14 protein-coding genes are annotated in these 21,879 nt (G+C 69.6%); 12 read left to right on the plus strand and 2 right to left on the minus strand.

Features of this window, described 5'->3' with window-relative positions; translation table 11 throughout:
- Nucleotides 1-93 precede the first annotated feature (93 nt).
- The 12 genes from glgA to JHD77_RS19395 all read left to right on the plus strand — a co-directional run bounded on the left by glgA (nucleotide 94) and on the right by JHD77_RS19395 (nucleotide 16,371).
- Complete coding sequence (gene glgA, locus JHD77_RS19340; protein WP_003115521.1) at nucleotides 94-1,635, plus strand: glycogen synthase GlgA; 1,542 nt, start codon at nucleotides 94-96, stop codon at nucleotides 1,633-1,635.
- Nucleotides 1,635-3,386 carry a malto-oligosyltrehalose trehalohydrolase gene (gene treZ / locus JHD77_RS19345; RefSeq protein WP_033994511.1) on the plus strand — a complete coding sequence of 584 codons (1,752 nt, stop codon included), beginning with the start codon at nucleotides 1,635-1,637 and terminating at the stop codon, nucleotides 3,384-3,386. Before glgA ends, treZ begins: the two co-directional genes overlap by 1 nt.
- The gene (gene malQ / locus JHD77_RS19350; protein ID WP_003120183.1) at nucleotides 3,379-5,433 is read left to right on the plus strand and encodes a 4-alpha-glucanotransferase; all 2,055 of its coding nucleotides are present in this window, start codon (nucleotides 3,379-3,381) and stop codon (nucleotides 5,431-5,433) included. Before treZ ends, malQ begins: the two co-directional genes overlap by 8 nt.
- Nucleotides 5,426-8,206 carry a malto-oligosyltrehalose synthase gene (locus tag JHD77_RS19355; protein ID WP_003158703.1) on the plus strand — a complete coding sequence of 927 codons (2,781 nt, stop codon included), beginning with the start codon at nucleotides 5,426-5,428 and terminating at the stop codon, nucleotides 8,204-8,206. Before malQ ends, JHD77_RS19355 begins: the two co-directional genes overlap by 8 nt.
- The gene (locus JHD77_RS19360) at nucleotides 8,203-8,508 is read left to right on the plus strand and encodes a DUF2934 domain-containing protein (protein WP_003113653.1); all 306 of its coding nucleotides are present in this window, start codon (nucleotides 8,203-8,205) and stop codon (nucleotides 8,506-8,508) included. The genes JHD77_RS19355 and JHD77_RS19360 overlap by 4 nt, the downstream gene beginning before the upstream one ends.
- Before the next feature lie 12 nt (nucleotides 8,509-8,520).
- Entirely contained in the window at nucleotides 8,521-10,671 is a 2,151-nt protein-coding gene (glgX, locus tag JHD77_RS19365; RefSeq protein ID WP_003113651.1) for a glycogen debranching protein GlgX, read from the plus strand.
- Nucleotides 10,672-10,770: 99 nt separating this feature from the next.
- The gene (locus JHD77_RS19370; protein WP_003088942.1) at nucleotides 10,771-11,187 is read left to right on the plus strand and encodes a CBS domain-containing protein; all 417 of its coding nucleotides are present in this window, start codon (nucleotides 10,771-10,773) and stop codon (nucleotides 11,185-11,187) included.
- 66 nt (nucleotides 11,188-11,253) lie between these two features.
- Nucleotides 11,254-12,501 (plus strand): zinc-dependent alcohol dehydrogenase, encoded by a 1,248-nt coding sequence (locus tag JHD77_RS19375; protein WP_003088939.1) that lies wholly within the window; start codon nucleotides 11,254-11,256, stop codon nucleotides 12,499-12,501.
- Nucleotides 12,502-12,504: 3 nt separating this feature from the next.
- Nucleotides 12,505-13,443 (plus strand): DUF72 domain-containing protein, encoded by a 939-nt coding sequence (locus JHD77_RS19380; RefSeq protein ID WP_003113650.1) that lies wholly within the window; start codon nucleotides 12,505-12,507, stop codon nucleotides 13,441-13,443.
- Entirely contained in the window at nucleotides 13,440-14,177 is a 738-nt protein-coding gene (locus tag JHD77_RS19385; protein ID WP_003118105.1) for an endonuclease/exonuclease/phosphatase family protein, read from the plus strand. The genes JHD77_RS19380 and JHD77_RS19385 overlap by 4 nt, the downstream gene beginning before the upstream one ends.
- Nucleotides 14,174-15,379 carry a cardiolipin synthase ClsB gene (gene clsB, locus JHD77_RS19390; RefSeq protein WP_003132149.1) on the plus strand — a complete coding sequence of 402 codons (1,206 nt, stop codon included), beginning with the start codon at nucleotides 14,174-14,176 and terminating at the stop codon, nucleotides 15,377-15,379. Before JHD77_RS19385 ends, clsB begins: the two co-directional genes overlap by 4 nt.
- Entirely contained in the window at nucleotides 15,376-16,371 is a 996-nt protein-coding gene (locus JHD77_RS19395) for a lysylphosphatidylglycerol synthase domain-containing protein (protein WP_023082926.1), read from the plus strand. Before clsB ends, JHD77_RS19395 begins: the two co-directional genes overlap by 4 nt.
- A gap of 1 nt (nucleotide 16,372) precedes the next feature.
- On the opposite strand, the gene glgB is transcribed toward JHD77_RS19395, so the two are convergent.
- Together glgB and treS are read right to left on the minus strand one after the other, a co-directional pair.
- Nucleotides 16,373-18,571: a 1,4-alpha-glucan branching protein GlgB gene (gene glgB, locus JHD77_RS19400; protein ID WP_003139561.1), complete on the minus strand. Its 2,199-nt coding sequence runs from the start codon at nucleotides 18,569-18,571 to the stop codon at nucleotides 16,373-16,375.
- Complete coding sequence (treS, locus tag JHD77_RS19405) at nucleotides 18,568-21,870, minus strand: maltose alpha-D-glucosyltransferase (RefSeq protein ID WP_003088929.1); 3,303 nt, start codon at nucleotides 21,868-21,870, stop codon at nucleotides 18,568-18,570. Before treS ends, glgB begins: the two co-directional genes overlap by 4 nt.
- Between the last annotated feature and the right edge of the window lie 9 nt (nucleotides 21,871-21,879).

Genomic DNA, 21,879 nt, shown 5'->3' on the forward strand with positions numbered 1-21,879 from the left:
CTCCGGTCACCCCTAGCAAGGACTTCGCCCATGCCACGGCGCGACGGAGTCCGACCGACCAACGCCAAGGACAACGTACGACCGGAGGATGACATGGGACATTCTGTTGCAGGCGTTTGCCTGGAAGAACCCGCGGTACTGACCGCTTTTCCGTCGCTGCTGCACCCGCAGGACCCGCCGCAACAGAGGGATCGGATACTCTTCGTTACCGCCGAGCTCAGCGATTTCGTCAAGGTCGGCGGACTCGGCGACTTTTCCGCCGCGCTGCCGAGGGTCCTCAAGCGCGAGCATTCGGTGCGAGTCCTGCTGCCCGGCTATCGCCAGGTGCTGGAGCGCTGCCGCGACTTGCGGATCATCGGCAGCCTGCCCGGCCGGGCGGCGATCCCGCCCTGCGAGATCGGCCTGGTGACCCTCGACGACGGCCTGGAAGTCATGCTGGTGCTCTGCCCGCTGCTCTACGAGCGCGAGGGTACGCCGTACATGGACGACCAGGGCAACGACTGGCCGGACAACCACCTGCGCTTCGCCCGCCTGTGCCTGGCCGCCGCCGAGATCGCCGGTGGACGCGGCGCCCAGGGCTGGCAACCGGGCCTGGTGCACGCCAACGACTGGCCGTCGGCGCTGACGCCGGCCTACATGGCCTGGAACGGCGTGCGCACGCCGAGCCTGTTTACCATCCACAACCTCGCCTACCAGGGCCTCTGCGACCTGCAATGCAGCGCCGAACTGGGCCTCCCCGACGAAGCGCTGAGCCACGAAAGCATGGAGTTCCACGGGCGCCTGTCGTTCCTCAAGGCCGGCATCGCCCATGCCCACCACATCACCACGGTGAGCGAGACCTACGCCCAGGAAATCACTACCCCGGAATACGGCTGCGGCCTGCACGGCATCCTCAAGTACAAGGTCGAGAAGCGCCAGCTCAGCGGCATCGTCAACGGTATCGACGATAGCTGGCAGCCGCACTGCGATCCGCACCTGGTGGCCTGCTTCAGCGCCCGCCAATGGGCCGGCAAGCGCGCCAACACGCGCTACGTGGAGGAGCGTTTCGGCCTGGAGCCGGGCAAGGGGCCGCTGTTCGCGGTGGTCTCGCGCCTGGTGCAGCAGAAAGGCATCGACCTGACCCTGGAGATCAGCGATGCCCTGCTCCAGGCCGGCGGCCGTCTGGTCAGCATCGGCCGTGGCGAGCCGAACCTGGAGAAGGCCATGCTCGAACTCGCCCGGCGTCATCCCGGCCAGGTCGGCGTGCACATCGGTTTCGACGAGACCGAGGCCCGCCGTATCTACGCCGGCAGCGACTTCCTGCTCATGCCCTCGCGTTATGAGCCCTGCGGGCTCAGTCAGCTCTATGCGCAATGCTTCGGCTCGCTGCCGATCGCGCGCTGCACCGGCGGCCTCGCCGATACCATCGTCGACGGGGTCACCGGCTTCCTGTTCCGTGAGGAAACCGCGCAGAGCTACCTCGATGCGGTGATGCGCGCGATCAACGTCTACCACTGTCCCTCGCTGCTCAACGCCATGCGCTGCAAGGCGATGGCCGCGCCGATGTTCTGGAGCGACTCGGTGGAGCCTTACAACCGCCTGTACCGGCGCCTGTTGAGGAATACCGCTCCGGCCCTGCGCGGGGTACGCCAGTGATGGCGATCCGGCGCCGCTTCGGCGCCCAGTTCCAAGGCAACGGCCGGACCTGCTTCGGCCTCTGGGCTCCGGACGCCCGTGAGGTCCGGGTCGAGACCGCCGACGGCCGCGACTGGCCGCTGGAAGGCAGCGACAGCGGCTGGTTCGAGGCGACCCTGCCCTGTCCGCCCGGCACCCGCTACCGTTACCGCATCGATGGTCGCCCCGGGGTGCCGGACCCGGCCTCGCAGTTCCAGCCCGACGGCGTGCATGGCCACAGCCAGGTGCTGGACCATGGCGCCTACGCCTGGCGCGTCGACGAGTGGCACGGGCGGCCCTGGCACGAAGCGGTGATCTACGAGCTGCACGTCGGCCTGTTCGGCTCCTACGCCGAGGTCGAGCGCTTCCTTCCGCGCCTGGTGGAACTGGGCGTGACCGCCGTGGAGCTGATGCCGCTGGGCGAGTTTCCCGGTCGCCGCAACTGGGGCTACGACGGCGTGCTGCCGTTCGCCCCGGCGTCGGCCTACGGCACGCCCGAGCAACTCAAGCATCTGATCGACAGCGCTCACGGCATGGGCCTGATGGTCTTCGTCGACGTGATCTACAACCACTTCGGCCCGGACGGCAACTACCTCGCGCAGTACGCCGCCGCGTTCTTCCGCGACGACCGGCAGACGCCCTGGGGCCAGGCCATCGATTTCCGTCGCGGCGAAGTCCGCGAGTTCTTCTATGAGAACGCCCTGATGTGGCTGCTCGACTATCGCGTCGACGGCCTGCGCTTCGATGCCGTGCACGCGATTCCCGATAGCGCGTTCCTCGTCGAGATGGCCCGCCGCCTGCGCGGCGCCGCCGGCCCCGAGCGCCATGTGCACCTGGTCCTGGAGAACGACGACAACCGCGCCAGCCTGCTGCGCCAGGGCTACGACGCACAGTGGAACGACGATGGCCACCATGCGCTGCACGTCCTGCTCACCGGCGAGAACGACGGCTACTACCAGGACTACCCCGAGCCGCTGCGCTGCCTGGCGCGCTGCCTGGCCGAAGGCTTCGTCTACCAGGGCGAAGCCAACCGCCACGGCCGGCCGCGCGGCGAACCGAGTGCCGACCTGGCGCCGGACGCCTTCGTGCTGTTTCTGCAAAACCACGACCAGGTCGGCAACCGCGCCTTCGGCGAGCGTCTCAGCGTCCTCGCCGAACCCCAGACGTTGCGCCTGGCGATAGCGCTGCAACTGCTCGCGCCGATGATTCCGCTGCTGTTCATGGGCGAGGAATGCGCCGCGCGCGAACCGTTCCTGTATTTCACCGATCACCAGGGCGAACTGGCGGACGCGGTCCGCGAGGGACGACGCAAGGAGTTCGGCGAGTTCGGCCGCTTCGGCGAGGGCGCCATCCTGGCTTCGCTCCCCGACCCAAACGCGGTGGAGACCTTCGAGCGCTCGCGTCCCGGCCTGGCCGATTGCGACCCGGCCTGGCGCGGCTTCTACCGGCAACTGCTGGAAATCCGTCATGAACACCTGATCCCGCGCCTGCGCGGCGCCCGTTCGCTGGGCGTTACCACCATCGCCGGCGCCGCGCTGTCGGCGCGCTGGCGACTCGGTGACGGCAGTGACTGGCGAATCGACTTCAACCCTTCTCCGCTCGAAGCGGAAGTCGAGCCGCCGGCGGCCGCCACCTGGGTGCTGTTCCTCGACAACCTCGCCTGTGCCGAGTATCGCCGCGGCCGCCTAAGTCCCCGCAGCATCGCGGTCAGCCTGGAGCCCGCCCATGAGTGACGCACGCCTGGCCGAACTGGCCGCCGCCGTGGGCCTGCAACTCGACTGGCAGGACGCCAACGGACGGCCGCAGCGGGTCGACCCGGAGGTCCAGCGCGGCCTGCTGGAAGCACTCGGCTATCCGGCGCAGAGTCCGCAACAGATCGAACAGAGCCTGGCCGCGCTGGCCCGGCTGCGCGAGGACAGCGCCAACCTCGGACTGCTGGTCGGCGAATGCGGCCAGCCGCTGGAGCAAGCGCTCGGCCCCGCCGGCACCCCGGGCGAGCTGGTCTACGAGGACGGCACGCGGATCGCCCTGCGCCTGGATGCCGAAGGCCGCCTGCCGGCGCAGGCCCGCAGTGGCTATGCGCAGCTGTCGCTGGAGCAGCGGGAATGGGCGGTGGCGATGGCGCCGCCGAGCTGTCCGTCCCTGGCCAGCCTCGCCCCGGGTCGCTCGCGTCGCTGGGGTCTGGCCGCCCAGGTCTATGCCCTGCGCCGCCCCGGCGACGGCGGCCTGGGCGACAGCGCCGCCCTCGAGGACCTGCTGCGCAGCGCCGCGCGGCATGGCGCCGACGCGCTGGCGATCAGCCCGCTGCACGCCCTGGCCGAGGCCAACGGACATGCCTACAGCCCCTACTCGCCGTCCAGCCGGCTGTTCTTCAATGTCCTGCACGCCGCGCCGGCGACCATTCTCGGCGCGGCGGCGGTGGAACAGGCGATCCGTCGCGCCGGCCTGGCCGCGGAGATGGCCCGCCTGGAGAGCCTGGAGCTGATCGACTGGACAGCGGCGGCGGACCTGCGCATGCGCCTGCTGCGCCAACTCCACCGCGACTTCACCGAGCGCGCCAGTCCCTTGCGCCACGACCTCGCCGAATTCCGCCGCGAAGCCGGCGAGGCCCTGCTGCACCACTGCCGCTTCGAGACCCTGCAGGCGCACCTGGGCGCCGGCCCCGACTGGAGACGCTGGCCGGAGCCGCTGCGCCGCCCCGGCGAGCCGGCGGTGGCCGCGTTCTGCGCCGATCACGCCGAGGAAGTGGACTTCCGTGCCTTCGGCCAGTGGCTGACCCAACGTTGCCTGCAACATGCCCAGCGCCAGGCGCGCGAGGCCGGGATGGCCATCGGTCTGGTCGCCGACCTGGCGGTGGGCGCCGATGGCGGCGGCAGCCAGGCCTGGTCGCGGCAGGAAGAGCTGCTCGCCGAAGTGAATGTCGGCGCGCCGCCGGACATCCTCAACCAGTCCGGACAGGACTGGGGCGTTTCCGCGTTCAATCCCGAAGGCCTGCGCCGCCACGGCTACCGGGCATTCCGCGAGATGCTGCGGGCCAACCTGGCCTGGCCCGGAGGGCTACGCATCGACCATGTGATGGGCCTGCAACGTCTCTGGCTGATCCCGCGCGGCCAGCCGCCCCACGCCGGCGCCTACCTGCGCTACCCGCAACGCGAGCTGCTGCGCCTGCTGGCGCTGGAGGCCAGTCGCGCCTCGGCGCTGGTCATCGGCGAGGACCTCGGCACCGTTCCCGAAGGCCTGCGCGAGGAACTGGCACGCCGCCAAGTGCTGGGTACCCGCGTGCTGCTCTTCGAGCGGCGCGGCGAACGCTTCGTGCCCCCGGCGCAATGGCCGGCGGACGCCATGGCCACCACCAGCACCCACGACCTGCCGAGCCTGTCCGGCTGGTGGCGGGGCCAGGACATCCACTGGCGCGGCCGCGCCGGACACCGCAGCGCCGAGGAATGCGCGGCCGACCTGGAACTGCGCGCCGAGGAGCGCCGGGCGCTGGCCGCCAGCCTCGAACCGCCGGTCGATCCCGACCCCGCCGCCGAAGTGCCGCTGGACGCCTGCATCGGCTATGTCGGAGCGACCCCCGCGCCGTTGGTGCTACTGCCCCTGGAGGACGCCCTGGGCAGCCTGGAGCAGCCGAACCTGCCCGGCCCCGGCGACGCCCACCCGAACTGGCGGCGGCGCTGGCCGGAAAACGCCGCGCAGATGCTCGGAACGCCGCAGGTCGACCGGCGCCTGCGCCTGCTCGAACGCAGCCGCCGGGATGCCGAGGAGGCCGCCCATGATTGAGCCCCGCGCTACCCTGCGCCTGCAATTCCACGCCGGCTTCACCCTCGACGATGCCCTGCCCTGGCTGGACTATTTCGCCGACCTGGGCATCAGCCATCTCTACGCCTCGCCGCTGTTCCGCGCGCGGCCCGGCTCCAGCCACGGCTACGACGTGGTCGACCCGACCCGGATCAATCCGGAACTGGGCGGCGAGCCGGCGCTGCTGCGCCTGATCCAGGGGCTGCGGCAACGCGGCATGGGCCTGCTCATGGACATAGTGCCGAACCACATGGGCATCGGCGGCGGCGCCAATCCCTGGTGGCAGGACGTGCTCGAATGGGGGCGCGAGAGTCCCTACGCGAGTTTCTTCGACATTCAGTGGGAATCCCACGACGCCGCGTTGCGCGGCCAGGTGCTGCTGCCGTTCCTGCGCAGCGACTACGGCGAGGTCCTGGCTGCCGGGGAGATCGGCCTGAGCCTGGACCGCGAGGCCGGCCGCCTGCTGGCGAGCCACGGCGAGCAGCGCTTCCCCCTCTGGCCGGGCAGTTACCCGGAGCTGCTGGAAGACAGCGGCGAGCCGCGCCTGTCAGCCCTGGCCGGCGGTTTCCGCGAGTGCCGGCAGGACCGCGAGGCCTTGCGCGAGATGCAGCGTCAACTGGCGGCTGCGCTCGCCGAGAGCGCTCCGCGCGCAGCCCTCCAGCGCACGCTGGGCGAACTCCAGGAACGCCACGAGGAGGCTCGCCAACGCCTGCACCGCCTGCTCGAGGCGCAGCACTACCGCCTGGCCAGTTGGCGCACCGCGGCGGACGACATCAACTGGCGCCGTTTCTTCGACATCAGCGAACTGGTCGGCCTGCGGGTCGAGCGCGGCGAGGTGTTCGAGGCCGTGCACGGCAAGGTCTTCCAGTTGCTCGAGGACGGTCTGCTCGATGGCCTGCGCATCGATCACGTCGACGGCCTGGCCGATCCGCGCGGCTATTGCCGACGCCTGCGCCGCCGCAGCGAGCGGATCCGCGCCCATCGCGGCGGCGCGCCGATGCTGCTGTACGTTGAGAAGATCCTCGGTGGCGAGGAGCGCCTGCCCGAGGATTGGCTGTGCGACGGCACCACCGGCTACGACTTCATGAACCAGGTCAGCCTGTTGCAGCACGATCCGCGCGGCGAACGACCGTTGCGCGAACTCTGGCAGCGGGTCAGCGGACGCCCGGAGGCGTTTCTCGACGAGGTCTACCAGGCTCGCCAACTGGTCCTGGCGGGAAGCCTCGCCGGTGACCTGGAGAACCTCGCCCAGGGTCTTTTGCGGGTGGCGCGGGCCGACCTGGCCAGCCGCGACCTGACCCTGGGCGGTATCCGCCGCGCGCTGTTCCAGTTGCTCGCGCGCTTTCCGGTCTACCGTACCTACGCCGGGGCCTGCGGTCGCTCGGTGCAGGATCGCGAGGTGTTCCGCTATGCCGCAGAGGCGGCCCGCGAGGATCTCGACGAAGCCGACCGGGCGGTCCTCGACCATCTCGAACGCTGGCTCGGCGGGCAGCCGCTGCGCGAGCTGCCGCCCGGTCCGCTGCGGCGCCTGCGCGGCGAGTTGCTGGCGCGCTTCCAGCAGTTGAGTTCGCCGACCGCCGCCAAGGCCGTGGAGGATACCGCCTGCTATCGCTCGGCGGCCCTGCTCTCGCGCAACGACGTCGGCTTCGACCCGCAGCGCTTCGCCGCTTCCGCCGAGGAATTCCATGCCGCCTGCGAAGCCAGGCGCCTGGCCAGCCCGCGCGCCCTGCTGGCCACCGCCAGCCATGACCACAAGCGCGGCGAGGACGCCCGCGCCCGTCTTGCGGCGCTCAGTGAACTGGCGCCCTGGTTCGCGCGTAACGTCGAGCACTGGCAAAGCCTGGCCACGCCGTTGCGCCGCGACCTCGCCGAGGGGCCGGCGCCGAGTCCCGGCGACGAGCTGATCCTGTTCCAGGCCCTGCTCGGCAGTTGGCCGCTCGACGCGCCTTGCGACGGCGCCGCCCTGGACCAAGCGTTCCTCGCGCGGATGCGCGAATGGCAATGCAAGGCCTTGCGTGAAGCCAAGCTGCGCACGCGCTGGACCGCGCCCGACGAAGACTACGAGCGCGCCTGCGCCGACTATCTGGAACAGCTCCTGCGCGCGCCACTGGCCCAGGCCCTGCGCCAGTCGCTGGGCAACGCGGCGGCGCGACTGATGCCGGCCGGGGCCCTGAATGGCCTCGCCCAATGCCTGCTGCGCCTGACCTGCCCGGGTATCCCCGATCTCTACCAGGGGCGCGAGGATTGGGACTTCAGCCTGGTCGACCCGGACAACCGGCGGCCGGTGGACTTCGCCCGGCACGCCGCCGCCCTGGCCGCGCCGACGCCCTTCCCGGAACTGCTGGAGCACTGGCGCGACGGTCGCATCAAGCAGACCCTGATCGCCCGCGTGCTGGGGCTGCGGCGGATGCAGCCGGGCCTGTTCCGCGACGGCGACTACCTGCCCCTGGAGGTCAGCGGCGAGCATGCCGAGCGGGTCCTGGCCTTCGCCCGGCGCAGTCGTCACGGTTGCCTGCTGGTGGTGGTCCCGCGCCTGGCCTGCGCCCTGCTCGGCCACGCCACGCAGCCGCAGGTGCCGGCCGAGGCCTGGGGCGACACCTGCCTGCTGCTGCCGCCGAGTCTCTCCGAATGCACCTACAGCGGCCTGTTTTCCACCATGCCGCTGCCCAGCGACGGGCACCTGAGCCTGTCCGAAGTGCTCGCCGACTTTCCCGTCAACCTGCTTTACCGCCTCGCCCAGGAGGACACCCCATGAGCGCCGACGAAAAACGCATACGAGAGTTCGCCTACCAGATCTGGGAATCCGAGGGCTGCCCCGACGGCCAGGCCGAACGCCACTGGGCCATGGCCCGGCAACTGGCCGAAGCGGAAGCCGCCGCGGCGGCACCGAAGAAGACCCGCGGTCGGGCCAAGGCAGCCAAGGAAACCCCGGCCCTGCTGCAAGCGCCGGCCGCCAAGCCGCGCAAGCCGAGGGCCGCGTCCCCGGCGCGGCCCGCCAGCGAAAAACCGGCGGCGGCCAAGCCGCGCAGCCGCCGCAAGCCCGAAGCGGGCGAATGAGGAGTCCAGTGCATGAGCAGAAAGCGTAGCCCCGCTCCTTCGCGGATCAGCGAAGGGCACCCCTTCCCCCTTGGCGCCACCTGGGACGGCCTCGGCGTCAATTTCGCGCTGTTCTCGGCCCACGCGACCAAGGTCGAGCTGTGCCTGTTCGACGCGCGCGGGGAAAAGGAGATCGAGCGCATCGAATTGCCCGAGTACACCGACGAGATCTGGCACGGCTACCTGCCCGACGCCCACCCGGGGCAGATCTACGGCTACCGGGTGCACGGTCCCTACGAGCCGGATGCCGGCCACCGCTTCAATCCCAACAAATTGCTCCTCGATCCCTACGCCAAGCAGTTGGTTGGCCGCCTGCGCTGGTCCGAGGCGCTGTTCGGCTACACCATCGGCTCGGCCGACGCCGACCTCAGCTTCGACGAGCGCGACAGCGCGCCCTTCGTGCCCAAGTCGAAGGTCATCGATCCGGCCTTCACCTGGGCCGAGCGCCCGCCGGTACGCGTCCCCTGGGACCGCACGGTGATCTACGAAGCCCACCTGCGCGGCCTCAGCATGCGCCATCCACAGGTCCCGGAGGCGGTTCGCGGGACCTTCGCCGGGCTGATGAACGCCGACCTGCTGGCGCACATCCGCCGGCTCGGGGTGACCAGCGTCGAGCTGCTGCCGATCCACGGCTTCGTCGACGACAAGCACCTGCTGGAAAACGGCATGAGCAACTACTGGGGCTACAACAGCATCGCCTTCTTCGCCCCGCACCCGGCCTACCTCGCCAGCGGCCAGGTCAACGAGTTCAAGGAGATGGTCGCGCACCTCCACGACGCCGGGCTGGAGCTGATCCTCGACGTGGTCTACAACCACACCGCGGAAGGCAACGAGCTGGGTCCGACCCTGTGCATGCGCGGCATCGACAACGCCTCGTACTACCGCCTGATGCCCGACCAGCGCCGCTACTACATCAACGATTCCGGCACCGGCAACACCCTCGACCTCAGCCACCCCTGCGTGTTGCAGATGGTCACCGACTCGCTGCGCTACTGGGCCACGGAGATGCGCGTGGACGGCTTCCGCTTCGACCTGGCGACCATCCTCGGCCGCCATCCGGACGGTTTCGACGAGCGCCACGGCTTCCTCGTCGCCTGCCGCCAGGACCCGGTGCTGAGCAAGTGCAAGCTGATCGCCGAACCCTGGGATTGCGGCCCCGGCGGCTACCAGGTAGGCGGCTTCCCGCCCGGCTGGGCGGAATGGAACGACCGTTTCCGCGATTGCGTGCGCGCCTACTGGCGCGGCGACGACGGCATGCTGCCGGAACTGGCGCGGCGCCTAACCGCCTCCGGCGATCTCTACGACCAGCGTGGACGGCGGCCCTACGCGTCGGTGAACTTCGTCACCGCCCACGACGGTTTCACCCTGCGCGACGTGGTTTCCTACGATCACAAGCACAACGAGGCCAACGGCGAGAACAACGCCGACGGCAGCGACCACAACCTGTCCTGGAACCACGGCTGCGAGGGCCCCACCGACGACCCGGAGATCCGCGCCCTACGCCTGCGCCAGATGCGCAACCTGCTGTCCACCCTGCTGCTGTCCCAGGGCACCCCGATGCTGGTCGCCGGCGACGAGTTCAGCCGCACCCAGCAGGGCAACAACAATGTCTATTGCCAGGACAACGAACTGGGCTGGATCGACTGGCGGCTGGACGACGAGGGCCGTTCGCTGCTGGCCTTCACCCAGCGCCTGCTGGCCCTGCGCCAACGCTATCCGATCCTGCGCAGGGGGCGCTTCCTGGTCGGCGAGTACAACGAGGCGCTGGGTGTCAAGGACGTCACCTGGCTGGCGCCCGGCGGCGAGGAGATGACCGAGGAACACTGGCACGACGAGCACGCCCGCTGTCTCGGCGTGCTCCTCGATGGCCGCGCGCAACCCACCGGGATCCTGCGCAGCGGTGAGGATGCCACCCTGCTGCTGATCCTCAATGCCTACCACGACGCGGTGTCCTTCCGTCTTCCCGAGGTGGCCGAAGGCAGCGGCTGGACCTGCCTGCTGGATACCCAACGGCCGGAGGACCCGCTCGGCGAACGCTACCCGTTCGCCAGCGAGTTCCTGGTCGGCGGCCGCAGTTTCCTGCTGTTCGAGCTACAACCGCCGGGCGCCGGAGCGGAAGGATGAACGGCGGGGAAAAAAGCTGAACCGCCCCCGGCACCTCCAGTCGGAACCTGTAGGTGCCGCACGCGGCGCCCGCACATCCACCCTACACAGGAGGACAGCATGAAGATCAGCGACATCATGACCCGCAACGTCCAGGTCGCCGACCCGCAGCAGAGCATCCGCGAGGCGGCCGCCACCATGGCGAGGATCGACAGCGGCGCCCTGCTGGTCGGCGAAGGCGACCGCCTGGTCGGGATGATCACCGATCGCGACATCGCCATCCGCGCGGTAGCCGGCGGCCTGTCCGGGGATACCCCGCTGGGCCGCATCATGAGCGGCGACATCCACTATTGCTTCGAAGACGAAGACGTCCAGCACGTGGCCCGCAACATGGCCGACATCCAGATGCGCCGCCTGCCGGTGCTCAACCGCGAGAAGCGGCTGGTCGGCGTGGTTTCCCTGGGCAACATCGCCAGCTGCCGCGACCAGGCCTCCAGCGCCACCGTCCTGCAGGGCGTCGCCCAGGCCCACTACTGAGCCTTTCTTCCACCCGGCCCGCCTTTGCCGTACCGGCCGAGGCCGGGCCCCAACCGGGAGAACGCCATGAAAGCCGTGGTATTCCATGACATCGGCGACATCCGCCTGGAAGACGTGGCGGAGCCGCGCCTGCAGGAGCCCACCGACGCCATCGTGCGGCTGACCGCCTCGGCGATCTGCGGCACCGACCTGCACTTCGTCCGTGGCAGCGTCGGCGGCATGCGTCCGGGAACCATCCTCGGCCATGAGGGCGTGGGCATCGTCGAGGCGCTCGGCGACGAAGTGCGCAACCTTCAGGTCGGCGACCGGGTGGTGATTCCCTCGACCATCGCCTGCGGCAATTGCGTGTATTGCCGAGCCGGCTACTACGCCCAGTGCGACGTCGCCAACCCCGGCGGCAGCCAGGCCGGCACCGCGTTCTTCGGCGGTCCCCGGGCCAACGGCGGCTTCCATGGGCTGCAAGCCGAGAAAGCGCGGATTCCCTATGCCAACATCGGCCTGATCCGCCTGCCCAGCAGCATCAGCGACGACCAGGCGATACTCCTGTCGGACATCTTCCCCACCGGTTACTTCGGCGCCGAACTGGCCGGTATCGCCCCCGGCAACACCGTCGCCGTGTTCGGCTGCGGTCCGGTCGGCCAGTTCGCCATCGCCAGCGCGTTGCTCCTCGGCGCCGCCAGGGTGTTCGCCATCGACCGCCACCCGGACCGCCTGCACATGGCCCGCCAGCAAGGCGCCGAAGTGATCGACTTCGAGCGCGAGGATCCGGTCCAGGCCCTGCGCTGGCTGACCGCCGGGATCGGCGTGGACCGCGCCATCGACGCCGTCGGCGTGGACGCCGAGCACAGCCATGGCACCGCCACCCCGGCGCCGCGCCAGGAGGGCACCAGCTGGAGTCCCGGCAACGCCCCCGCACAGGCCCTGGAGTGGGCGGTGCAGGGCCTGGCCAAGGCCGGCACCCTGTCGATCATCGGCGTCTACGCCGAAGACTCGCGGCAGTTTCCCATCGGCCTGGCGATGAACCGCAACCTGACCATCCGCATGGGCAACTGCCACCACCGCAAGTACATTCCGCTGCTGCTCGAACATGTGCTCAGCGGACGCATCGACCCGGCGAAGATCCTCACCCAGGTGAAGCCGATCGGCGACGCCATCGAGGCCTTCGAAGCCTTCGACCGCCGCGAGACCGGCTGGATCAAGGTCGAACTGGTGCCGCAGAAGCGCCAGGTCGAGGGCAGCGAGGAACGCCTCGACGAACGCGCGGTGGACGAACTGGCGCGCCGGCCGACGCCGGAAAGCGGCGCCCGGGGGTGATGCATGAGCGCACCGGCACGCCTGCGCATCGGCATTTCCGGCTGGCGCTACGCCCCCTGGAGAGGTGACTTCTATCCCGAGGGGCTGCGCCAGAAGGACGAACTGCGCTTCGCCTCGCGGGCGGTGAACAGCATCGAGATCAACGGCACCTTCTACGCCCTGCAGACGCCCGAGCGCTTCCGCGGCTGGGCCGAGGACACCCCCGAGGACTTCGTTTTCAGCGTCAAGGCCCCGCGTTACATCACCCACGTGCGGCGCCTGCGCGAGATCGACGAGCCGCTGGCGAACTTCTTCGCCTCCGGCCCCCTCGCCCTGCGCCAGCGCCTCGGCCCGTTCCTCTGGCAGTTCCCGCCGAGCATGCGCTTCGACCGCGAGCTGTTCGCCGATTTCCTCGCCCGCCTGCCGCGCGACGGCGCCGCCGCGCAGAAGCTCGCCCGGCACAGCGCCGCGCGCCTGCACCGCGAGGGCTACCTCGACGGCGATCCGGCGCAGCGCCTGCGGCATGCCGTGGAAATCCGCCATGAGAGCTTCGTCGACCCGACGTTCATCGAGTTGCTGCGCGAATACCGGGTTGCCCTGGTGGTGGCCGATACCGCCGGCAAGTGGCCGCTGCTCGGCGACGTCTGCGCCGACTTCCTCTACCTGCGCCTGCATGGCGACAAGGAACTGTACCGCAGCGGCTACTCGGAAGCGGCCCTGGGCCAGTGGCAGGCACGGATCCGCGCCTGGGCCGGCGGCGGCCAGGCCGACGACCTGCGCCGGGCCAGCCAGGACGCACCGGCGAAGGCGACGGCGCGCGACCTGTACTGCTACTTCGACAACGACGTCAAGGTGCGCGCACCCTACGACGCCCGGCGCCTCCTGCAGCTGCTGGAACTCGACGGCGGCCTGCGCACGGTGCCCGGACAGTTGCCCGATGACCTGCGGGAGAGTGCCGCATGATCCTGCCACGCCTGCAGGTGCTGACGGTGAACACCCACAAGGGTTTCAACCCGTTCAATCGGCGCTTCATCCTGCCGGAGTTGCGCGAAGCGGTGCGCAGCGTCGGTGCCGACCTGGTGTTCCTCCAGGAGGTCCTCGGCTCCCATAGCCTGCACGCCGCGCGCCTGCCATCCTGGCCGCCGGCGCCGCAATACGAGTATCTGGCCGACAGCATGTGGCCGCAGTTCGCCTACGGGCGCAACGCGGTGTATCCCGAAGGCCACCATGGCAATGCCGTGCTCTCCAAGCATCCGATCCTCGCCCACCGCAACCTCGACGTCTCGGTGGCGGGCAACGAGGAACGCGGCCTGTTGCATGCGGTGATCGACATCGGCCGTCCGCTGCACGCGGTCTGCGTGCACCTGGGATTGCGCGAGGCGCAGCGCCAGCGCCAGTTGCAACTGCTCTGCGAACTGGTGGCGGGCCTGCCGGAGCGCGAGCCGGTGGTGGTCGCCGGCGACTTCAACGACTGGCGCCAGCGCGCTGACCAACTGCTCGCCGGTTGCGGCCTGCGCGAAGTCTTCGTCGGCGCCCAGGGCCGGCCGGCGCGCAGCTTCCCGGCGCGCTGGCCGGTGCTGCCGCTGGACCGCATTTACCTGCGCAATGCCCGCGGGCGCCAGCCGCGCATCCTCTCGCGGCGGCCCTGGTCGCACCTGTCCGACCACCTGCCGCTGGCGGTGGAGGTGGAGCCATGAACTTCCCCTGGCGCGACGGCAACCGCGTAGAACTGCTGATCAACGGCGAAGAGTACTTTCCGCGCCTGTTCCAGTGCATCGCCGAGGCGCGCCGGGAGATCCTCCTGGAAACCTTCATCATCTTCGAGGACGAGGTCGGCCGGCAGTTGCAGGAAGCCCTCAGCGCCGCCGCCGAGCGCGGTGTCGAGGTACAGGTCACGGTGGACGGCTACGGCACCGCCTCGCTCAGCCCGGACTACCTGGCCAGGCTGACCGCCGCCGGGGTTCGCGTGCACCTGTTCGACCCGCGCCCGCGCCTGCTCGGCATGCGTACCAACCTGTTTCGCCGGTTGCACCGCAAGCTGGTGGTTATCGATCGCCAGCAGGCCTTCGTCGGCGGCATCAACTACGGCGAGGACCACCTGGTGCGTCGCGGCAACATGGCTAAGCAGGACTACGCGGTGCGCGTCGAGGGCCCGGTGGTGCGCGATATCCGCCAGGCCTGCCTGGCGCTGCTCGAACCGGACGCCGACTACCCGCCGTTGCGGCCGTCGGGCGCCGGGCAGCCGGCGCGGGTGCGCCTGGTAATCCGCGACAACGACCAGTCCAGCGACGACATCGAGCGCGAGTACCTGCAGGCGATCCGCCAGGCGCGGCGACGCCTGCTGATCGCCAACGCCTATTTCTTCCCCGGCTACCGCCTGCTTCGCGAGCTGCGCGATGCGGCGCGCCGCGGCGTGCGCGTCGACCTGGTACTACAGGGCATGCCGGACATGCCGCTGGTGCGCCTGTGCAGCCGGTTGCTCTACGACTACCTGCTGCGCGAGGGCGTGCGTATCCACGAATACTGCCAGCGTCCGCTGCACGGCAAGGTCGCGGTGATCGACGACGACTGGTCGACCATCGGTTCGAGCAATCTCGATCCCCTCAGCCTGTCGCTGAACCTGGAGGCCAACCTGGTGATCCACGACGTCGCCTTCAACGGCCAGCTCTACCAGCACCTGCGCGAGCTGGCGCGCCGCCACTGCCGGCGCATCAGCCGCCGCCACGCGAGGCGCGGCTACTGGTGGCGGGCGCCGCTGATCTTCCTCGGCTTCCACTTTTCCCGGCATTTCCCGGCCATCGCCGGTTGGGTACCCGCCCATCTGCCGCGCCTGAAATCGCTGGAGCCGCGTCCGTCGCGGCGCTGGCAGGAACGCCAGGGCCAGCGGGGCAACCCATGAACGGCAGCGGTCACGAAGCCACCTCGACGCCGCCGCGCCGCTCTCACTGGCGCTGGCTGCGCAGGCTGCTGACCCTGGCGTTCTTCGTGCTGGTCCCGGTGCTGCTGTTCCTGCTGGTGAAGAATCTCGACTGGCAGGAAGTCCGCCACGCCCTCGGCGAGTATCGCCCCGCGACCCTGTTCCTCGGGCTGCTGCTGGCGGCCGCCGGCTATACGGTGTTCAGCAGCTTCGACCTGCTCAGCCGCTACTACATCGGCCACTCGCTGCCCAAGCGGCGGGTCTTCACCGTGGCCTTCGTGTGCAATGCGTTCAACCTCAACCTGAGTTCCTGGGTCGGCGCCGTGGCGCTGCGCTATCGCCTGTACAGCCGGCTCGGCCTGGGCATCGCCGATATCACTCGGATCCTCACCTTCAGCCTGGTGACCAATTGGTTCGGCTACCTGCTGCTCGCCGGCATCCTGTTCAGCTGCGGCCTGCCGGCCTTGCCGCCGGGCTGGAAGCTCGGCAGCGACGGCCTGCGCCTGATCGGCGCCCTGCTCCTGGCGCTGGCCGCCGGCTACCTGCTGGCCTGCCGTTTCGCCCGACGCCGCGCCTGGGGCTGGCGCGAGCATCGGCTGACCCTGCCGTCCTGGCGGCTGGCGGCCCTGCAAGGCCTGCTCGGAGCGAGCAACTGGTCGCTGATGGCGCTGCTGCTGTACAGCCTGCTGCCGCACGGCGTGGATTACCCGAGCGTCCTGGCGATCCTCCTGATCAGCAGCATCGCCGGGGTCATCACCCATATCCCGGCCGGGCTCGGGGTGCTCGAAGCGGTGTTCATCGCCCTGCTCCAGGGGCGCCTGTCCCAGGGCGTGCTGCTGGCCGCGTTGATCGGCTACCGGGTGCTGTATTTCCTCCTACCCCTGGCGCTGGCCTGCGTGGTCTACCTGCTGTTGGAGCGCCGGGCGATCCGCCTGCGCCGCAAACAGCGCCGCCTGCGCCAGGGCCAGGCCTGAATCAGCCGGCCGGACGCAGCAGCAGCGTGCCCAGCGGCGGCAGGTCGAGCAGCAGCGACTGCGCCTGGCCATGGGCGCCGCACGACTCGCTGGAGACGCGGCCCTGGCTGCCTGAGCCGGAACCGGCGAACGCCTGGGCGTCGCTATTGAGCAGCACGTCCCAGTCGCCGCCTTGCGGTACGCCGATCCGATAGCCCTGGCGCGGCACCGGGGTGAAATTGTGTACCGCCAGCAGCGATGGCTCGCCGGCCGCGTGGCGCAGCCAGGCGTAGACACTGTTCGCCTGGTCGTCGCCGATCAGCCATTCGAAGCCGAGCGCCTCGCCGTCGCGCGCATGCAGTGCGGGGAGATCGCGGTACAGCCGGTTGAGGGCCGCCACCAGGTCCTGTACGCCCTGATGCTCCGGATAGCGCAGCAGGTACCAGTCCAGTTCGCCGTCGTGGTTCCACTCGCGCCACTGGCCGAACTCGCATCCCATGAACAGCAGCTTCTTGCCCGGGTGCGACCACATGAAGCTCAGGTACAGGCGCAGGTTGGCGAACTTCTGCCAGCGGTCGCCGGGCATCTTGTCCAGTAGCGAGTGCTTGCCATGTACCACCTCGTCGTGGGAGATCGGCAGGATGAAATGCTCGGAGAAGGCGTAGAGCAGGCCGAAGGTCAACTGGTGGTGGTGATAGCGCCGGTGCAGCGGGTCTTCGCCGATGTACGCCAGGCTGTCGTGCATCCAGCCCATGTTCCACTTATGGCTGAAGCCCAGGCCGCCCTCCGCCACCGGACGGCTGACGCCGGGCCAGGCGGTGGATTCCTCGGCGATCACCAGCGCGCCGGGGGTCTCGCTGGCGACCACCTGGTTGAGGTGATGGAGGAAGTCGATGGCCTCCAGGTTCTCCCGGCCGCCATGGCGGTTCGGCAGCCATTCGCCTTCCTTGCGCGAATAGTCGCGGTAGAGCATCGAGGCCACCGCATCCACCCGCAGGCCGTCGACGTGGTAGGTGCGCAGCCAGTGCAGCGCCGAGGCCAGCATGAAGCCGTGCACCTCGCTGCGGCCAAGGTTGTAGATGTAGGTATCCCAGTCCTGGTGGAAGCCTTCGAAGGGATGTTCGTACTCGTACAGCGCCGTGCCGTCGAAACGGCCCAGGCCGTGGGCGTCGGTGGGAAAATGCGCCGGCACCCAGTCGAGGATCACGCCGATGCCGGCCTGGTGGCAGGCGTCGACGAACGCGGCGAAGTCCTCCGGCGTGCCGTAGCGCGCGGTGGGGGCGAACAACCCGAGCGGCTGGTAGCCCCAGGAGCCGCCGAAGGGATGTTCCATCACCGGCATCAGCTCGATATGGGTGAAGCCGAGCTGGCGCACGTAGGGAATCAGCTCCTCCGCCAGTTCCGACCAGTGCGGCGGCCGGCCGTCGCGGTGGCGCCAGGAGCCGGCGTGGACTTCGTAGATCGACAGCGGTGCCGCATAGCCCTGGCGCTCCGCGCGCCGGGCCAGCCAGTCCTGGTCGCGCCACTCGTGGCGCAACGCCGCGCAGGTCTTCGAAGCGGTTCCGGGCGGCGTCTCGCAGGCCAGCGCCAGGGGGTCGGCCTTCAGCGGCAGGAGGCCGTCGTGGCCCTGCAACTCGTACTTGTACAGTTCGCCCTCGCCGAGGCGCGGGACGAACAGTTCCCAGACGCCGGATGGATAGCGTCGTCGCATCGGGTGACGGCGCCCGTCCCAGCCGTTGAAATCGCCGACCACCGAGACGCGCACGGCGTTCGGCGCCCAGACCGCGAAGCGCACGCCCTCCACGCCTTCGTGACGGGTCAGTTGCGCGCCCAGGCAGGAGGCCAGTTGGCGGTGGTTGCCTTCGGCGAACAGGTAGAGGTCGAGTTCGCCGAGCAACGGCCCGAAGGCATAGGGGTCTTCGCTTTCCTGCACGCCGTCCGGCCAGTGCACGCGCAGGCGGTAGCGCGGCGGCAGGCGCTCCAGGCGGCGCTGGAACAAGCCGCTGCCGGGGTCGCTCTGCTCCAGTTCGGCGAGCGTCGCGCCGTCTTCGTCGAGCAGCTCGACGCGCTGCGCGCCGGGCAGGTAGGCGCGCAGCACGCCGCCTTCGCCGCCGGGGTCGCGCTGCGGGCCGAGGAAGGCGAATGGATCGCCCTGCAGGCCGCGCTGCAGCTTGTCCAGCTCCAGTTGCCAGCGTTCGCGTTCGGACATCGGTTCGCTCATCGGTTCTTGCCCTTCAGGAGGTGTTCGGTGAGTTCGGCCAGACCGGCGAGAGGCACTTCCAGCCAGTCGGGGCGGTAGTCGGCTTCGTAGAGCAGTTCGTAGGCGGCCTTTTCCAGGCAGGCCAGGGCCAGCGCCGCCCCCTCGCCTTCGCGACCGTGCCAGGCGTGCATGAGACCCGCCGCGGCGGCCCGATAGCCGGCCAGGAAGGCATCGCGGGCTTCGCTGCGATAGCGCATGGCGACCTTGCGCCGGGCGCTGTCGGCCTGTTCCGAGCTATCGGTGCTCTGCGCGTTGCGCAGGACCATCGCCGCCGCGTAGTCGAACGAGCGCAGCATGCCGCCGACGTCCTTCATCGGACTGTGGCGCTGGCGGCGCTCTTCCAGGCTGCGCGCCGGCTCGCCCTCGAAGTCGATGAAGCGTGCGTCGCCCTGGACCATCAGCACCTGGCCCAGGTGCAGGTCGCCGTGAACCCTGATCAGCAGCCCGCCGGCTGCCTGCCGGGCCAGCAGCGGCAGGCGTTCGAGCAGCGCCGGCAGGCGTTCCAGCAGGCGCCGCGCCTGTTCCGCCGCCTCGCCCTGCAACGGCCGTGGCGGCTCGCTCAGGCGTTTGCCGGCTTCGCGCAACTGTTCGGCGATGCGCAGCGCCCAGGCCTGGACGCTGGCTTCGTCGCTCTCGCGGCTGCCGAAGGCCGGATCGTCCGACTCGCCGGCCAGTACGCTGTGCATCTCGCCGAGCCGGGCGCCGAGGTTGGCGGCGAAGCCGCGCAGTTCGGCGAGGCTGTCGTATTGCCCTTCGAGCGCCTCGCTGGCCGCGGATATCTCGTCGCGCACGGCTCGCTCCAGGTTGTCCAGGGTCCAGTTCCAGGCGTCGCCCTGGTTGTTCAGGTAGCCCTGCAGGATCATCAGCGTGTGCGGCTCGCCATCCGCGCCGACCCGCCGTACCTCGCCGAGCAACGGGGCGATGCCGGGGTAGCCGTGGCGGGTCAGGTAGCCGCCGACCTCGATTTCCGGGTGCAGCCCCGGAAGGATCTTGCGCAGCACCTTGAGGACCATGCGCTCGCCGAAGCGGATCGAGCTGTTGGACTGCTCCACCGAGAACGGCAGGACGTCTTCGTCGGCGATGTCGTCCATTTCCGCCAGTCCCGCCGCCGGGATGAACTGGATCTCGCCGTCGCCGTGGGCGATCACCGCCTCGGCGCGGAGTTGCGCGAGGACCTTGCGGGCGAACAGCGGCAGGCTGGCGGCGTCGGTCAGCAGGCCGACCTTGCGACCGCGCCGCAGGCGCGCCAGGGCCAGCAACTGAGGCAGGCTGTCGCCGCGCTGGTCGGCGTCGAGGAAGCCCAACGGCAACTGGTAGCGCAGCCCGTCGATCTCCACTTCGCACAACGCACAGCGCGGCTCCGCCTCGTCCAGCGGAACGATGTAGCAGAGCCGTGGCTGGCCTTTCTCGCCGGCGAACCAGCGGCGCTTCGGCAGGTAGGCCGGCAGCGTCTCGCCTTCCAGGATGTTCCGCGATGCGCCCTGCAGCAGCTCGCCGAGGCGCTGCTTGACCACCAGGGTCGGCAGTTCCGGCAGGCGCTCGTCGGCGGCCACGTGCCAGCTCGGCATCTGCGTCGCGTCGGCCAGGTAGAACCAGTAGAAGCCGTAGGGCGGCAGGGTCAGCAGGTAGGTCAGCTCGCCGATCGGCGGGAACGACATGCCGCCGATCATCTCCACCGGCACCTTGCCGGCATGGCTGGCGAGGTCCAGTTCCACCGCCTGGGCCGCGCGCGACAGGTTGGCCACGCAGAGGATGCTGTCCTGCCGTTCGCCCTCGGCGTATTCGCGCAGGTAGGCGAGGATCCGTCGGTTGCTCGGCGCGAGCATCTTCAGGCTGCCGCGGCCGAAGGCCTTCTGCTGGCTGCGCACGGCGAGCAGGCGGCGCATCCAGTTGAGCAGCGAATGCGGGTCGCGCGCCTGCGCCTCGACGTTGATCGTCTGGTAGCCGTACAGCGGGTCGAGAATCGGCGGCAGCACCAGCTTCGCCGGGTCGGCGCGGGAGAAGCCGCCGTTGCGGTCCACCGACCACTGCATCGGGGTCCGCACGCCGTCGCGGTCGCCGAGGTAGATGTTGTCGCCCATGCCGATCTCGTCGCCGTAGTACAGGGTCGGCGTGCCCGGCATCGACAACAGCAGGCTGTGCAGCAGCTCGATGCGCCGCCGGTCACGCTCCACCAGCGGCGCCAGGCGCCGGCGGATGCCCAGGTTGAGGCGCGCGCGGCGGTCGGCGGCATAGTGGTTCCAGAGATAGTCGCGCTCGTCGTCGGTGACCATCTCCAGGGTCAGCTCGTCGTGGTTGCGCAGGAAGATCGCCCATTGGCAATTGGCCGGGATGTCCGGGGTCTGGCGCAGGATGTCGGTGATCGGATAGCGATCCTCCTGGGCGATGGCCATGTACATGCGCGGCATCAGCGGGAAGTGGAAGGCCATGTGGCATTCGTCGCCCTCGCCGCCATCCTCGCCGCCGAAGTACGGCCGGGTGTCTTCCGGCCACTGGTTGGCCTCGGCCAGCAGCATGCGGTCGGGATAGTGCGCGTCCAGCTCGGCGCGGATGCGCTTGAGCACCTGGTGGGTCTCCGGCAGGTTCTCGCTGCTGGTGCCGTCGCGTTCGATCAGGTAGGGAATCGCGTCCAGGCGCAGGCCGTCGACGCCCATGTCCAGCCAGTAGCGCATCACCCCGAGCACCTCGCGCAGGACCTGCGGGTTGTCGAAGTTCAGGTCCGGCTGGTGGGAATAGAAGCGGTGCCAGTAGTACTGTTGGGCTACCGGGTCCCAGGTCCAGTTGGACTGCTCGGTGTCGATGAAGATGATCCGCGTACCCTGGTATTTCTCGTCGCTGTCCGACCAGACGTAGTAGTCGCGGGCGCGCGACCCCTTCTTCGCGTGGCGGGCGCGGATGAACCAGGGATGCTGGTCGGAGGTGTGGTTGATCACCAGCTCGGTAATCACCCGCAGACCGCGTCGATGGGCCTCGGCGATGAACCGGCGGGCGTCGGCGAGGCTGCCGTAGTCGCTGTGCACGCCACGGTACTGGGCGATGTCGTAGCCGTCGTCGCGGCGTGGCGACGGGTAGAACGGCAGCAGCCAGAGAGTGTTCACGCCGAGGTCGGCGATGTAGTCGAGCTTCTCGATCAGCCCGGCGAAGTCGCCGATGCCATCGTTGTTGGCGTCGTAGAAGGATTTCACGTGGACCTGGTAGATCACCGCGTCCTTGTACCATTGCGGGTCGTTGAGAAAGACCGGTTTCTCGCGTCTGGCCATGGGTTTCTC

Origin of the sequence: Pseudomonas sp. P20 (assembly GCF_016463925.1) — a bacterium.
GTDB classification, from domain to species: domain Bacteria; phylum Pseudomonadota; class Gammaproteobacteria; order Pseudomonadales; family Pseudomonadaceae; genus Pseudomonas; species Pseudomonas aeruginosa.

Coding starts and splice junctions, on each gene's coding strand:
- glgA (WP_003115521.1), top strand. CDS start 94: ATGGGACATTCTGTTGCAGGCGTTTGCCTGGAAGAACCCGCGGTACTG.
- treZ (WP_033994511.1), top strand. CDS start 1,635: ATGGCGATCCGGCGCCGCTTCGGCGCCCAGTTCCAAGGCAACGGCCGG.
- malQ (WP_003120183.1), top strand. CDS start 3,379: ATGAGTGACGCACGCCTGGCCGAACTGGCCGCCGCCGTGGGCCTGCAA.
- JHD77_RS19355 (WP_003158703.1), top strand. CDS start 5,426: ATGATTGAGCCCCGCGCTACCCTGCGCCTGCAATTCCACGCCGGCTTC.
- JHD77_RS19360 (WP_003113653.1), top strand. CDS start 8,203: ATGAGCGCCGACGAAAAACGCATACGAGAGTTCGCCTACCAGATCTGG.
- glgX (WP_003113651.1), top strand. CDS start 8,521: ATGAGCAGAAAGCGTAGCCCCGCTCCTTCGCGGATCAGCGAAGGGCAC.
- JHD77_RS19370 (WP_003088942.1), top strand. CDS start 10,771: ATGAAGATCAGCGACATCATGACCCGCAACGTCCAGGTCGCCGACCCG.
- JHD77_RS19375 (WP_003088939.1), top strand. CDS start 11,254: ATGAAAGCCGTGGTATTCCATGACATCGGCGACATCCGCCTGGAAGAC.
- JHD77_RS19380 (WP_003113650.1), top strand. CDS start 12,505: ATGAGCGCACCGGCACGCCTGCGCATCGGCATTTCCGGCTGGCGCTAC.
- JHD77_RS19385 (WP_003118105.1), top strand. CDS start 13,440: ATGATCCTGCCACGCCTGCAGGTGCTGACGGTGAACACCCACAAGGGT.
- clsB (WP_003132149.1), top strand. CDS start 14,174: ATGAACTTCCCCTGGCGCGACGGCAACCGCGTAGAACTGCTGATCAAC.
- JHD77_RS19395 (WP_023082926.1), top strand. CDS start 15,376: ATGAACGGCAGCGGTCACGAAGCCACCTCGACGCCGCCGCGCCGCTCT.
- glgB (WP_003139561.1), bottom strand. CDS start 18,571: ATGAGCGAACCGATGTCCGAACGCGAACGCTGGCAACTGGAGCTGGAC.
- treS (WP_003088929.1), bottom strand. CDS start 21,870: ATGGCCAGACGCGAGAAACCGGTCTTTCTCAACGACCCGCAATGGTAC.